Genomic DNA, 13709 nt, shown 5'->3' with positions numbered 1-13709 from the left:
ATCCCTCCAATTACTGAATTGTTATTTCCTTAATTTCACCAACGACAAATAAATAACAGCATATGGCGATGAATGCATTCACACCGACAAATAATAGCGCCATATTGAATGAACCAGTAATTTGTAAAATGTAACCGATTATAATGGGTGTAGTAATACCCGCTACATTACCAAATGTATTGAATAATGCACCGTTAAGTCCCGCAACTTCTTTTGGCGATGTTTCAGAAATAATCGCCCAGCCTAATCCTCCGAAACCTCTTCCAAAAAACGCAAAAGACATAATAACAATGACAAAGACAATCGAATCCATATAGTTGGCACTAATAATAGTCATTGAAATAAGCATTCCGGCGATAATCGGGATTTTTCTTGCAAGCGTCCGAGAATACCCTTTTCTAATCAATGTATCAGAAAATACACCACCAGTTAAAGCCCCGATAAAAGCGGCAAGTGCCGGAAATATGGAAATGAATCCAACTTGTAAAACAGTCATTTGCTTTTCCGTAATAAGGTATACCGGAAACCACGTAAGAAAAAAGAAAGTAATAACGGTTGAACAATATTGTGCAACGTACACTCCGACAACCATGCGATTGCGTAACAATTGGAAAACTGGACGCTTATAACCGACACGTTTTTCACTTCCACTATCCGTTTTTTCATTGCCTAAAACGGACGCGCCACCTCTTTTGATGAATTCAAGTTCATCAGCACTAATCCATTGATGCTTTCCAGGTTGATCATAATTCCTTAACCAATCGACTGCACACACGATTCCAATGCATCCTAAAAGAAAGAAGACATATTCCCAGCCATAAGAATATGAAACCCATCCGATTAGTGGGGCAAAGAGCACGGCGGCAAAGTATTGTGCTGAAGTGAAAGTAGCAGTGGCAAATCCCCGTTCCTTCATCGGAAACCATTCAGCTACAATCCTAGAATTTGCAGGAAATAAAGGGGCGCCTATTAATCCTATAAAAAAACGCAAGATAAATAATGATAGTACTGCAAAATGAAGGGGTATAAATCCAATAACGCCATGCAATAACGATAGCAACGACCACAATATTATCAAGCTGCCATACACTCGTTTTGTTCCAAACTTGTCTATCAACAGTCCGCCTGGAATTTGTCCGATGACATATGCCCAACTAAAAGAAGAAAAAATATAGCCCATCGTAATTTCATTAATCCCTAGGTCAATGGCGATACTATTACCTGCAATCGACAATATGGAACGATCCGCGTAACTAATCACTGTCACAATGAAAACCATAAAAATAATTTTATATCGAAAACGATTCTTTTTATACCGCCTGATTCCAGTGAATTTCCCCACTCATTTACTTCCTTTCATTGAAAGAAAAAAATGAAAGCTCAGTAGCTCTTTTTGAAAAATAAGGAGTTAAGCTTTTTATCGCATAACTCCTCCTGACTTATCTTATTTAATAAATACTGTTTTGATAGACGTATAGAATTCTTTTGCAGCTTGCCCTTGTTCACGTGAATGGGAACTAGATTGCTTCATGCCGCCGAAAGGAGCTTGAAGTTCGACACCAGCACTTTCTGCGTTAATGCGTACTAAACCAGCATCCATTTCATTGATGAATGAAAGCATATTACTAATTTTCGTCGTGAAGATTGAAGCGCTTAGCCCGTATTCCGAGTCATTTGCCACTTCCAGTGCCTCTTCCATCGTATCCACTTTCATAAGTGCAAGAACTGGACCGAAAATCTCTTCTTGTGCAAGCACCATTTTAGAAGTTACGCCTTCAAATACTGTCGGCTCCACGTAGTACCCGTTCAATCCATCTTTCCCTACTACTTCATTCCCACCAAAGAGTAGGTTTGCACCTTCTGCTTTCCCTTTTTCAATATAGGTGAGCACTGTGTCCAACTGACCTTGGCTTGAGCTTGGGCCCATCCACGTACCTGCATCCATGCCGTCACCGACAGTTATTTCAGCAACCTTTTTTAGAAGTTTCTCTTTGAATTCGTCATAGACATCTTTTTGAACGATGACACGGCTTGTTGCCGTACATTTTTGTCCTGATGATTTTAATCCACCACTTATCGTCGCTTCAACCGCCAAGTCAAGATCTGCATCGTTGGCAACGATTACTGGATTTTTCCCACCCATTTCAAGTTGATATTTAATGCCTCTTGCAACAGCTGTCTGAGCCAGTGATTTCCCAACCGTATTCGACCCTGTAAACGTGATTGCATCAATGTTTTTATTACTTGCCATCTCTGGTCCAAGAAGGGAACCGGAACCTGTTACCATATTGACTACACCTGCGGGAATCCCTGCATCATGCAAACACTCAATCACTTTTGCACATGTAATAGCCGTTTCGCTCGCTGGTTTAATAACAACTGCATTACCGTAAATTAAAGCCGGAGCCATTTTCCAAAGCGGGATTGCTACTGGGAAGTTCCAAGGAGTAATTACTCCAACAACGCCAAGTGGTACTCTCGTTGTAAACATAAGTGCATCGCTATCTGTAGATGGAATTACGTCACCAACCGGTCTCATCCCTTCGCCAGCATAGTAGCGTAAAATAGCTACTCCGCGTGCAGTCTCACCTTTTGCTTCTGGGAATGTCTTACCCATTTCTTGTGTCATTGCAGTCGCGATATCATCGATGCGTTCTTCCATAATAGAAGCAGCTTTCAACAAATAGTCGCCCCGTACGTTTCCAGTAAGTTTGCGCCATGCTTTTTGAGCTTGTCGTGCAGAAGATGCGGCTTTATCAAAATCAGTACTTGAGGATAGTTGATAAGATCCTACAACTTCATCTTTCCGCGCAGGATTCTTACTTACCCCTGTCTTTCCTGTTTCAGAGGCAACCCATTCGCCGTTAATATAATTTAAATACGTTTTTGTTGTCACTTCAGTTGTAGTAGTCATAATTGCCTCCTATTGTACTGTCTCTGCATGAGCAGGATATTTCTTCAATGCATTTTCAATAATTACCTTTAGCTCTTCATAATGCTCTTCTTCAACAGGGGCGATTGGTGCCCTAACATTTGTTGTAATTGGGAGGCCAACAATTTGCATACCTGCTTTGATTAAAGAAACCGCGTAGCCTTTCTTCTGTTTACGGATACGATGAATCGGGAATATCACGTTTTCATATAGTTCATTCAGTACTTCTTTGTTTCCACTTAGAAGCGCTTCATAATACTTCGCTGAAATATGTGGAATATAGTTTGAGATCGCTGATGAGTACGAAGTGAATCCAAGGTTCACATAGGCAGCCATTGTTACTTCCGCCAAAGGCATACCGTTGATCCACTCAAGACGATCCCCGATTAGATGTGTAAACTCGACATTCAGTTCCATATTTCCAACGCCGTCTTTATAGCCAACAAGCTGTGGTAATTCACATAATTTCTGTAATGTTTGTGATTCCAAAATACAATTGTCACGCTGATAAACGATTGCGTTCAAATCTGTACTTTCAATAATCGTACTCAAGTAGTTATAGATACCATCTTGAGATGGATCGATTAAATACGGTGGTAAAATCAAGTATCCTTCTGCTCCTAGTTCCTTGGAAATATTTGCCTGCTCTAAAGCGTGCGCAATATTTCCTCCTACTCCTGTATAGAGAGGAACTTTACCTTTTGTCTTTTCTACGGCGACTTCTACCATTAATCTGTATTCTTCATTGCTAATTGCATGTAGTTCACCTGCTCCGCATGCTACAAAAACGGAAGACAAACCATTTTCGACTAAAAACTCAATATTCTTTCCTAATCCATGTAAATCTAATTTGCCTTCTGCATCCATTGGAGCAACTGGGAATCCTAAAATCCCTTTCGGTGCCTGTCTTTTCTTTGTTGTCATGTGAAATCCACCCTTCAATAATAGTTAATTAGTTTCTATATGTCTTATTGTAAGACAATTAGATTAGTCTGTCAAATGATATTTTGATATGTTCTGAAAATGGCGTTTATGTTACCGGCGAAGGATTGAATAAGGCCAAGTCATTATGGATTCCCCATTTATCTGCCCATGTTTTTTTCGTTCCGCTGGCGACTTCAAGAATGTCATTGAAGATTTCCCAGCCAACATCCTCAATCGTCGCTTCACCCGTAGCAATTTTCCCTGCATTAATATCAATTAAATCGTGCCATTGCTCTTGCAACGCATTTCGAGTGGAAACCTTTATAACCGGTGCTATCGATAATCCATAGGGAGTTCCTCTCCCAGTAGTAAACACTTGCAGATGAATACCAGATGCAAGTTGCAATGTTCCACAAACAAAATCACTTGCAGGTGTCGCCGCAAACACAAGGCCCTTCTTGCGCGCCTTTTCCCCCGGCGCTAATACATCTACGATTGGCGATGTTCCCGACTTCACAATTGAACCAAGTGATTTCTCAACAACATTGGACAATCCACCGCGTTTATTGCCCGGTGAAGGATTTGCACTTCTGTCCGCTTCACCTCTACTTAAATAATCGTCATACCATTTCATTTCTCGTATTAATGCCTGGCCGACTTCTTCCGTCGCAGCACGAGGTGTTAAAAGGTGAATTGCATCCCTCACTTCAGTCACTTCCGAAAAGAGAACGGTAGCTCCTGCACTTACTAGCAAATCGGCTGCATAGCCCACTGCTGGATTTGCAGTTACGCCGGAAAACGCATCACTGCCACCACATTGAACACCAATCACTAAATCTGAAACTGGACAAACTTCTCTTTGCCGTTCATTCAAATTCTGTAATCGTTCCTTTGCCATTGCGACAATCGACTGAATCATATTAACGAATCCATTTTCATCTTGTAGCGACAAAATGTTACCGTCGTCTTTTCCATCATTTAATCGCTGAGGAACTAATTTCTCGCAACCAAGTCCGATAATCATGACTTCCCCACCGAAGTTCGGATGTTTCGCTAGGTTTTGAATCGTTCGGATTGGTATCACAGCATCCGGTGCGTTAATGGCTACACCACAGCCGTAGTTGTGAGTTAGTGCAATTACATCATCCACATTTGGAAAAGATGGCAATAGTTCTTGCTTGATTTTCTTCACTGCAAAGTCAAGAACACCAGCTACACATTGAACGCTCGTAGAAATTCCCAATATGTTTTTAGTCCCAGCGCTTCCATCAGAATTGCGATAACCTAAAAATGTGTATTCTTTTTCAAGTGGAGAAACGATTGCCACATTAGTGGACATTGAAAGGGAATCCAGATTAGGAGGAGTAGGCATAACTACCAATGCCTCTCGAATCCAGGCACCTTTTTTTATTGGGCTTTTTGCATACCCGATGACTTCTCCGTAACGAACTATGTCTTCCCCCGTATCAATATCCGCCAAAGCCACTTTGTGACCTTGGGGAATAAACTCCGTGAGAATAAGTCCACATGAAAATTCAATTCCTTCTTTCAACCCTCCTGCATTAACAATAATTGCAGTATTGTCTGCTTGATTTACTTTAATGAACAGTGGAATTTCAAGATTAGCTTTGATCGCCACCCAAATCATCCCTTCTATTGTTACGTTTAATAGATGTAATTTTAAAAAACTGCCTGCAAACCTCACAGGCAGAGCAAATATTTATTGCGGATTCAATTCAGTGTAGAATTTATCCTCTTTCTCCATAAGTTCATTTGCTTCAGCTGGATTCAAATACACAGGCTCAACCATGAAGCCTTCCATTTCCTTTTGGTACTCTTCATTCGCAACTACTTTTTCCAATGCTTTCGTAAATGTATCTACAATTTCTTCAGGAGTTCCTTTCGGGAAGCCCCAGAAAAAGAATTTGTCCATCACAAGGTCAACGCCCTGTTCTTTAAATGTAGGTACATCCGGAGCTGCCTTTAAACGTTCATCAGACATAATTCCAAGAGCTCTGAAATCCCCAGATTCAACGTAGCTGTTAACTAGCCCTAGTTGAGTCGGGATAATATCGATTCGCCCACCAAGTAGTGCTGTAATTTTGTCTGAAGCACCTCCAACATCTACGATATTAAACTTGGTCCCTGTCGCTGCTTCAAATGCAAGCAATTGTAAATGTGTAAACGATCCTACTTCAGTTGCCACAGTAACCTTTTCAGGGTTCTCTTTCGCAAATGCGATTAAGTCATCAAGACTTTTAAATTCCGATTTATTATTAACAACAAACGCATTCCCTTTATCCATAACCCCCATACCCGCTACATCAAAGTCTGAATACGTATAATCAACTAACCCTAGAATCTTACTAATAAGTGTTGAGTTATGGTAAGATAGCACTGTGTAACCATCCGGTTTTGAGTCAAGTACCTTTTTCGTACCAGTTGTTCCTCCCGCGCCATTCACGTTGGTAATAATCATTGTCGTTCCCAATTCCTTCTCCAAATACTTCGCCATCGTACGTGTGTTTAGATCTGTATCCCCACCCGCACCTGCTGGTACGACTATTTCAATTGGTTTCGTTGGATAAGAACTTGAGTCTTTCCCTCCCGAATCCTTCTCCGTTCCCTCTACAGTTTCAGAACAAGCCCCCATTACAGCCACGGCCCCGACAAGAAGTGCTCCGAATAGTACCTTTTTAATCATTTTCTTCATCTAAATACCCCCTATTTTCCCCCATTATTTGGTGAATCTCATTGAAACTATTATTCAGCTGAAGTTAAATCTGTTAATAGACTTTTAGGCGCCTTTTTTTCTTCCAACCACTATAGAATTTTAGCCCTAGTGAAGCAACTGTCACTAGAAGGAAGAAAGCGGCGATTGGCTCTGTTAGAAACGGCATAAAATCACCTTGTGACAACATGAGTCCCCGGCGTAAATTAGTCTCTAAAAGCGGTCCTAATATGAAACCAAGAACTAATGGCGTCAATGGATATTTAAATTTGACCATGAAGTATCCAAGAACTCCGAAAAATAAAAGCGCTCCTACATCAAACAAGCGGCTGTTTACTCCATACGCCCCTACAACACAAAGCGTAATGATAATTGGCAGTAAAATATTTTGTGGAATACTTAGTAGCCGAATAAAGCCTTTCATACCAATGAACAAGAAGAGCGCCATAAAGATATTTGCAATTAGCAAAGCTGCAAAAATCCCAAATACGACATCTCCGTGATTTTGCATTAACAATGGACCTGGTTGAAGGCCGTGTAAAATTAATCCTCCTAGCAACATGGCAGTAACCGTATCACCTGGAATACCAAGCGACACAAGCGGAACAAGTGCACCGCCGATTGCAGCATTATTTGAGGACTCAGATGCCACAACACCATTCGGAATACCTTCACCATATTTTTCCGGTGTCTTAGATGCGTTCTTCGCAGCAGCATAAGCAATTAGGTTAGCCGTCCCACCACCGATTCCTGGTAGAATCCCAATTCCCACCCCAATTACACTAGATCGTAAGAAGTTCCATTTTTGATCTAGATATTCTTTAATTGTTACTTTGTAACTTATATTTTTAATATCGACTTTAAGCTTGTTTTTATATTTCTTTTCTGCCACTAACAAAATTTCGGAAATTGCAAACAATCCTATAAGAACTGGCAACAAGTCAAATCCAGCATCAAGTGAACTAAACCCAAATGTAAATCTCGGGAATGCATCGATTGGGGCAGAACCGACCATCGCAAACCCGATTCCGATTAACCCTGCCATAACCCCTTTCGGCAATGAGTCGCCTGATAGACTTGCAATCAATGTCAGAGAGAAGATAACGATTGCAAAATACTCAAACGGACCGAACTGAAGGGCTATTTTACCCAGTGGTGGCGCGATCATGATGAGAACTATGATACTTAGAAGCCCTCCCAAAAAGGATGATACAATTGCATACGAAAATGCTTTACCAGCTTCACCTTTTTGAGCCATCGGATATCCATCAAAAGTGGTCGCAATAGAAGACGGCGTCCCTGGCAGTTTTAGGAGAATAGCAGGTATTAAACCACCTGAAACGCCCCCAATGTATAAGCCCATTAATAGTGACATTCCCGCGATTGGATCCATTCCATATGTAATGGGAAGACAGATTGCAATAGCCATCGTTGCAGTCAAACCGGGAATTGAACCGAATACAAGACCTAAAGCAACCCCCATGACAATCAACAATATTATCTTAATTGTCATTACAGAGGTAAAACCGGCCAATAACATTTCTATCATTCTTTTACCCCCTTAGCCAAGAATTCCAGTTGGAAGCATGACATAAAATATTGAACGGAATATAAAATACGTAACTATTGAAGATACGATAGAGACGACTATGAACAACACCAGTTTTTTATTGCTTTTATCGGATAATACATACATCTGAAAGAATAAGTAGACGGCTGTCATAATCAAGAAGCCAACATACGGCATGAGAATTAAATAACCTACCATCAATGCCAAAGAAAGGATAACCGGCAAGTAGGTTTTCTCTTCCGATTCTTCTACCGTTACAGAAGTTTCCTCTTCCACCGTTTGTATTTCTAATGACTTTTTCTCTTTCAATTTATTGAAGGCGCTTACAATGATCGCAATGCTGACAAGCGCTATTAAACATGCAATAATCTTGGGCATGAAGTCGGGACCAACCTTACTAACTGTAAGTGCTTTAAAACTAAATGTTGCCGTGAACATGCCAACGCTTATCAATAACAAAAATAATCCTGAAAAGACGTCACTATATTTCCCTACCAATATCCTCTCCCCTTCCACTCTCATCTTAAAGGAATATTCTAATAAGTCTGTTTGTAAATCTTATTGTAAGACAAATAAACTTTAGAGTCAATCGTATTTTAAATATTTTTTAAAATACCTTTATCCAGTCTTCTGATTACAAACATCCTATTTACTGAAATTTCAATAAACACTAGAATTCTATACTTCTTTTTGTTAGACTTGGCAGCGTAAGATAACCACTTCTGAAAGGAGAATACAATATGGTTTCATTAATCATTTATTTCGACAGTGTATCCCAAGAATACAAAGATGAGCTAGTAAGTCATTCGAATGATTTTAAGTTGCTTTTTTGGCAGGATTTGTCCATTTCTCAGAAAGAAAAAGCGTTATGCGAAGCGGATTATTTCCTAGTAAGCACATTTGAACTGACTGAAGATATGCTAGAACGTGCAACTAATGTAAAGTTAGTACAAAAAACAGGAATTGGCCTGGATAATATTGACCTAAAGGCTGCTGTACGACTAAGCATTCCAGTTTGCAATTTGCCTGGTGGAAACGCAAGAGGTGTCGCTGAACTAACTATTGGAATGATTTTAAGTCTCTATAGAAAGTTAACTATTCTTGATAAAGCTACTAAATCAGGAAAGTGGTTGATGTGGGAACATCGTCTATCTTCATATGAAATGTTTGGGAAAACACATGGATTTATTGGATTTGGGAATATTGGACAGGAAACAGCGAAGAGGTCTAAAGCATTCGGAACTGAAATTATTTATTATGATAAATTCCAACTCAGCCCTGAACTAGAAATAGAGCTTGAATCAACATTTGTATCACTTCAAGAAGTACTTGAAAGATCTGATATTATTAGCATACACATCCCTTTACTTACTGAAACGAAACATCTTATTAGTACATCCGAATTCTCGCAAATGAAATCAAATGCTATTTTAATTAATGTTTCACGCGGAAATATTGTAGATGAAGATGCACTTGCCGAGGCATTGTCTACTAATAAAATTGGCGGTGCAGGTCTCGATGTATGGGCAGAAGAACCAATAAATATAAACAATCCATTATTAGCTTTTGATAACATTATTGCGACACCTCATATAGGGGCTGGCACAAGAGATACTTTGAACAACGTAATGACTTTAGCATTTAATAACTTTAGAAAGGTTGAAAAAGGTGATCGTCCTAGCTTCATACAAAACGGGGTGAACTTGTAAGTGCGTTATGGGGGTTCAAATACTTCCTCACTACAAAAAACTACTATTTAACTTAATTGTACCCAACACAAAAGGTGAACCTCCTATAAACAGGGGCTCACCTTTTAAACTTTTCCACATCCAATGATTAATGTTTCATCTCACTCCGCAATTTCCGATGTTCACGACGTGCAGGAGCTGTTTCAAACAGACTCTTTTCAACTTCTGTTTCCGGGTAAATGCCCGGTACAGGGGTTGGTTTGTTATTCTCGTCCATAGCGACCATCGTTAGGAAGGATTCGGTTGTTAGTTTTGTTTCACCTGTAAGCAAGTTCATCGAATGGACCGATACGAACACTTCCATCGATGTACGGCCTGTTGACGTGACGATTGCTTCAAGTTCAAGCACATCCCCGACACGCGCCGACGATACAAAATCGACCGAATCGATTGAAGCAGTAACAACCGCTTTCTTTGAATGTTTCATGGCTGCAATATCAGCGATTTCATCTATATATGCGAGGACTTTCCCCCCGAAAATTGTCTGCAGATGATTGGTATCGGGTGGCAATACAAGTTTCGTCTGGATTGTGCGTGATTGGCCCATTGGTTTTTTTTCTGGCATATGGATATCCCCTTTTCAATGTAGAACTCTATAGTAAGTATACCCATTCCTAGGCACAGTGACCGTAAATTTTTCTTTTTGGAATGAAAACCGTAACTTAACAACACTCTCTCGAAACTTCGAAACGTCACAAGCAAACTTAACAACACTCTCGCAAAACTTCGAAACGTCACAAGCAAACTTAACAACACTCTCTCGAAACTTCAAAACACCGCAAGCAAACTTAACAACACTCTCTCGAAACTTCGAAACGTCACAAGCAAACTTAACAACACTCACCGAAAAAACCATAACCAAAAGAGGACACCCCCTTATCGGAGTGTCCTCTTAAACGTTTGCCGCCAACAATGCGTATACACGCTTCATATCTTCCTGCATCGTCCACTGATCAACCGCAAGCCATCTGCAATGGATAGCATTTCCTTCAAGCCTTGTCATACCAGACTTCAAGCCTTCTTCAACCCGCAATGTTTCTTGTATTGCTCGCACGTCGACATCTACGGCTTTCGGTGATACGAGCCAGATTGAACCGATATACATGGCATCTTCCAGTACACCGATATCGCCAAGTGCAGCTTCTTTCGGTGAGAAATGCAAAGAGTCAAAAGCAATTAATTGGTCCTCGACAAATATCTTGAAATTCGTATGAAATGATTGATAATTAAATATCTCGCCGCGCTTTTCACGGCCGGGAGCAACGATTTCACCCCATAATATAGTTGCATCGCTGGCGATTCGAAGTGTCGTGTCGGCCCTGAACTTCGCATCTACAAATGGAATAATTACTTCCGGCATCCATTCGAGACGTGCCTGTTCTCCGAGCTCGACATTAATGGTCTGCACACAAGTATCTCCTGTATGTGATGGATAGATTTTCAAAGCGGACTGCTGAACCAACCTTACACTGCTATTAGGAGCAAGTTTCACTGTAATGTCATTCCGATCCCCGGCGACCATGCCCCCAGAGGACTCCATTATGTAAACGGTCGCTGTCGGGTCTTTCCCTTCATACAGTTCACGACTTGCCTTCAATGGAGGTTGCTGGAAAACATGAGGCATTCGCGTGTAGCCTCTTCTTGGTTCAAACTCCAAGTCTAGTTTTCCGTGATGGATGGTGCGAGACGGTTTAAGCATTTGAACCAGCGGATTCCGCACCCTCTAATAGCATATTGCGCTTGATCCAAGCAACAACTTGGTCAACATTTTTTTGTGTTCTTACATCTGTGAAAATGTACGGACGTCCATTACGCATTTTTTTCGCGTCACTATCCATTAATTCAAGATCAACGCCAACGTATGGAGCAAGATCCGTTTTATTGATCAATAAAAGATCAGAACGCGTCAAAGCGGGTCCGCCTTTTCTTGGAATATCTTGGCCTTCTGCGACGTCAATGACATATATATAACCGTCAACAAGTTCCGGACTAAATGTAGCGGACAAGTTGTCGCCGCCGCTTTCTACGAAAATAATATCAAGGTCCGTAAAGCGACTTTTCAGTTCATCAATTGCTGCGAAATTCATCGAAGCATCTTCACGGATTGCCGTATGTGGGCACCCTCCCGTTTCAACGCCTAAAATGCGGTCCGCTTCAAGTACACCACTATTTATTAAAAACTGAGCGTCTTCACGCGTGTAAATATCGTTCGTTATGACTGCTACATTATATTCTTTGTGCATCGCGCGTGTAAGTTGGTCAACGAGCGAAGTTTTCCCCGATCCAACTGGTCCACCTATGCCAATACGTACTGGTTTCATTAAAAAAACTCCTTTCAATCCATCATGAAATAAACAATCTTGAGAACAAATACTCGTGCTTCATCGAAGCAAGTTCAATACCTAGCGCGTTATTACTAATGTCAGTCTCTGTCAAAGTAGCTACTAATTTAGCTGCTTCCGTCACCTGTCCAATCAATTCATACGTCGCTTGGACGCCGGTAGTTTGACCGAATGGCACAGCACGGACTGCATTTTGGACGAGTCCGTTAAGCGATGCAAACAAATACGTCATAACCGCATGATGGGCACTGACGCCTGTCGTTGCACTGTAAATACCATAGAGAATGGCGTAATGCCCTTTAATCTCTTTCGAATCAATGCGTGCTTTCCAGTCAGTAAGGAAATCATCCGTTCCGAGCGGGGACACCGTTTTAATGAACTGTCTACCAAGTTTCACACTCGCCTCACGTGATTCCTTCGCAAGCTTGATTGCTCCGCATAATTGCTCCAAATAGAGAAGTCGTTCGATATCCTGTTCCTGAGCAGCAGCATACGCTTCTTGAATTAAAATCGCATCCCCACGCACCAGGTTTTGAAAAAGAAACGATGTACAATAAGCGACCAAATCCTCTTTCGTCCGGATCACATCTTCCTGAATATACGTTTCCATACCATACGTCTGTGTAAAAGAACCAATCGGAAACGCGGAATCATGAATTTGAATTAACCGTAAAAGGGCAAGATCAGTGAGAGTGTCCGCGGTATTTGAATGGTTGTTTGAATCGTCTTTCAGTTGTTTCATATGCAACACCCACTTCATCTAGCAATTTATTCAACGTATGGTCTGCACGCACGATGACTTCATTTTCCTCAATCAATGCTGGCGTGTGGCGGTTACCAAGTTCGAAAGCTGTTTTACCCATTTCCGTCATGTTTTTCGGGCTAATTACCATAACCGGCTCCATTTTCGTGCGAACAGCGATACGGCGTACGTCGTCTTCAAATAGAAGATCGCCATATTGTAACGTCTGATGTTCGTGATGGTGATGGTCGTGATCATCATGTTCGTCGTGGTCATGGTCATGGCCGTGATCGTGATCGTCGTGATCATGGTCGTCATCTTGTTGTTCAAGTGATATCGCGACATCTGTACCTTGATCTGTTTCTTTGCGTAGAATGCGTTTACTTAACTCTTCCCAGTCAAGTTCAATCCACTCTGTCTTTTTACCGACAATTTCTTCTTCCGTTCCGATATTACCAATGACTTTTGTTATAAGCATTTAGCATCCTGCTACTAAAAACATAGAAAAACGTGTAAGTTCCTCTACGCTAGACTTTTCCTGCTTCTTCGTACCCCGCCTCGCCATTTGCCCGCTACTACGGTAGGTTTAGCACTCCACAGGCGTAAATTCGGATGTAGCCCACCCTATTGATACGCGGTTCTCATTTTGTCACAACCGTGTATTCCTTCGTATATTTCAGATTTAAACTCGCATTGAAATCCCGATCCATTTCCAACCCG

General features: G+C 41.1%; 13 protein-coding genes. 1 reads left to right on the top strand and 12 read right to left on the bottom strand.

Annotated features, from left to right (window positions below):
• Positions 1–10: 10 nt before the first annotated feature.
• The 7 genes from I2483_RS13040 to I2483_RS13010 form a co-directional block, all read right to left on the bottom strand.
• Positions 11–1279, bottom strand: coding sequence for an MFS transporter (locus tag I2483_RS13040; RefSeq protein WP_207277625.1), 1269 nt, complete (start codon positions 1277–1279; stop codon positions 11–13).
• A gap of 165 nt (positions 1280–1444) precedes the next feature.
• A complete protein-coding gene (gucD, locus tag I2483_RS13035) occupies positions 1445–2914 on the bottom strand; it encodes an alpha-ketoglutaric semialdehyde dehydrogenase GucD (RefSeq protein WP_207277577.1) in 1470 nt (489 codons plus the stop codon).
• Between the two features lie 9 nt (positions 2915–2923).
• On the bottom strand, positions 2924–3856 hold the full coding sequence (gene kdgD, locus I2483_RS13030) for a 5-dehydro-4-deoxyglucarate dehydratase (protein WP_207277576.1): 933 nt from the start codon (positions 3854–3856) through the stop codon (positions 2924–2926).
• Positions 3857–3962: 106 nt separating this feature from the next.
• The gene (gene garD / locus I2483_RS13025) at positions 3963–5495 is read right to left on the bottom strand and encodes a galactarate dehydratase (protein WP_481886345.1); all 1533 of its coding nucleotides are present in this window, start codon (positions 5493–5495) and stop codon (positions 3963–3965) included.
• Between the two features lie 81 nt (positions 5496–5576).
• Complete coding sequence (locus I2483_RS13020; protein WP_207277574.1) at positions 5577–6569, bottom strand: tripartite tricarboxylate transporter substrate binding protein; 993 nt, start codon at positions 6567–6569, stop codon at positions 5577–5579.
• A 73-nt stretch (positions 6570–6642) separates the two neighbouring features.
• The gene (locus I2483_RS13015; RefSeq protein ID WP_207277573.1) at positions 6643–8136 is read right to left on the bottom strand and encodes a tripartite tricarboxylate transporter permease; all 1494 of its coding nucleotides are present in this window, start codon (positions 8134–8136) and stop codon (positions 6643–6645) included.
• 12 nt (positions 8137–8148) lie between these two features.
• Positions 8149–8655 carry a tripartite tricarboxylate transporter TctB family protein gene (locus I2483_RS13010; protein ID WP_207277572.1) on the bottom strand — a complete coding sequence of 169 codons (507 nt, stop codon included), beginning with the start codon at positions 8653–8655 and terminating at the stop codon, positions 8149–8151.
• A 242-nt stretch (positions 8656–8897) separates the two neighbouring features.
• Here I2483_RS13010 and I2483_RS13005 point away from each other — a divergent pair, with 242 nt between their 5' ends.
• A complete protein-coding gene (locus tag I2483_RS13005; RefSeq protein WP_207277571.1) occupies positions 8898–9866 on the top strand; it encodes a 2-hydroxyacid dehydrogenase in 969 nt (322 codons plus the stop codon).
• A gap of 127 nt (positions 9867–9993) precedes the next feature.
• Here the strand turns inward: I2483_RS13005 and I2483_RS13000 are convergent, their stop codons facing one another.
• The 5 genes from I2483_RS13000 to I2483_RS12980 all read right to left on the bottom strand — a co-directional run bounded on the left by I2483_RS13000 (position 9994) and on the right by I2483_RS12980 (position 13467).
• Positions 9994–10470 carry an acyl-CoA thioesterase gene (locus I2483_RS13000; RefSeq protein ID WP_186672033.1) on the bottom strand — a complete coding sequence of 159 codons (477 nt, stop codon included), beginning with the start codon at positions 10468–10470 and terminating at the stop codon, positions 9994–9996.
• A 327-nt stretch (positions 10471–10797) separates the two neighbouring features.
• Positions 10798–11529 carry an urease accessory protein UreD gene (locus I2483_RS12995; protein WP_255550431.1) on the bottom strand — a complete coding sequence of 244 codons (732 nt, stop codon included), beginning with the start codon at positions 11527–11529 and terminating at the stop codon, positions 10798–10800.
• 67 nt (positions 11530–11596) lie between these two features.
• Positions 11597–12226 (bottom strand): urease accessory protein UreG, encoded by a 630-nt coding sequence (gene ureG / locus I2483_RS12990; RefSeq protein ID WP_207277569.1) that lies wholly within the window; start codon positions 12224–12226, stop codon positions 11597–11599.
• 22 nt (positions 12227–12248) lie between these two features.
• Positions 12249–12989 (bottom strand): urease accessory protein UreF, encoded by a 741-nt coding sequence (locus tag I2483_RS12985; protein ID WP_255550430.1) that lies wholly within the window; start codon positions 12987–12989, stop codon positions 12249–12251.
• Complete coding sequence (locus tag I2483_RS12980; RefSeq protein WP_207277568.1) at positions 12931–13467, bottom strand: urease accessory protein UreE; 537 nt, start codon at positions 13465–13467, stop codon at positions 12931–12933. Before I2483_RS12980 ends, I2483_RS12985 begins: the two co-directional genes overlap by 59 nt.
• Positions 13468–13709: the final 242 nt, after the last annotated feature.

Source organism: Sporosarcina sp. E16_3, from assembly GCF_017347125.1.
GTDB lineage: Bacteria > Bacillota > Bacilli > Bacillales_A > Planococcaceae > Sporosarcina.
The sequence above is the reverse complement of the archived record's forward strand: the minus strand, read 5'-3'. Positions and strand labels throughout refer to the sequence as shown.

What these genes read in the sequence shown, in the direction of transcription:
- I2483_RS13015 (WP_207277573.1), bottom strand. Translation starts at nt 8,136, where the DNA reads ATGATAGAAATGTTATTGGCCGGTTTTACCTCTGTAATGACAATTAAG.
- I2483_RS12995 (WP_255550431.1), bottom strand. Translation starts at nt 11,529, where the DNA reads ATGCCTCATGTTTTCCAGCAACCTCCATTGAAGGCAAGTCGTGAACTG.
- ureG (WP_207277569.1), bottom strand. Translation starts at nt 12,226, where the DNA reads ATGAAACCAGTACGTATTGGCATAGGTGGACCAGTTGGATCGGGGAAA.
- I2483_RS12980 (WP_207277568.1), bottom strand. Translation starts at nt 13,467, where the DNA reads ATGCTTATAACAAAAGTCATTGGTAATATCGGAACGGAAGAAGAAATT.
- I2483_RS13000 (WP_186672033.1), bottom strand. Translation starts at nt 10,470, where the DNA reads ATGCCAGAAAAAAAACCAATGGGCCAATCACGCACAATCCAGACGAAA.
- I2483_RS13040 (WP_207277625.1), bottom strand. Translation starts at nt 1,279, where the DNA reads ATGGTTTTCATTGTGACAGTGATTAGTTACGCGGATCGTTCCATATTG.
- I2483_RS13020 (WP_207277574.1), bottom strand. Translation starts at nt 6,569, where the DNA reads ATGAAGAAAATGATTAAAAAGGTACTATTCGGAGCACTTCTTGTCGGG.
- gucD (WP_207277577.1), bottom strand. Translation starts at nt 2,914, where the DNA reads ATGACTACTACAACTGAAGTGACAACAAAAACGTATTTAAATTATATT.
- I2483_RS13005 (WP_207277571.1), top strand. Translation starts at nt 8,898, where the DNA reads ATGGTTTCATTAATCATTTATTTCGACAGTGTATCCCAAGAATACAAA.
- kdgD (WP_207277576.1), bottom strand. Translation starts at nt 3,856, where the DNA reads ATGACAACAAAGAAAAGACAGGCACCGAAAGGGATTTTAGGATTCCCA.
- I2483_RS12985 (WP_255550430.1), bottom strand. Translation starts at nt 12,989, where the DNA reads ATGAAACAACTGAAAGACGATTCAAACAACCATTCAAATACCGCGGAC.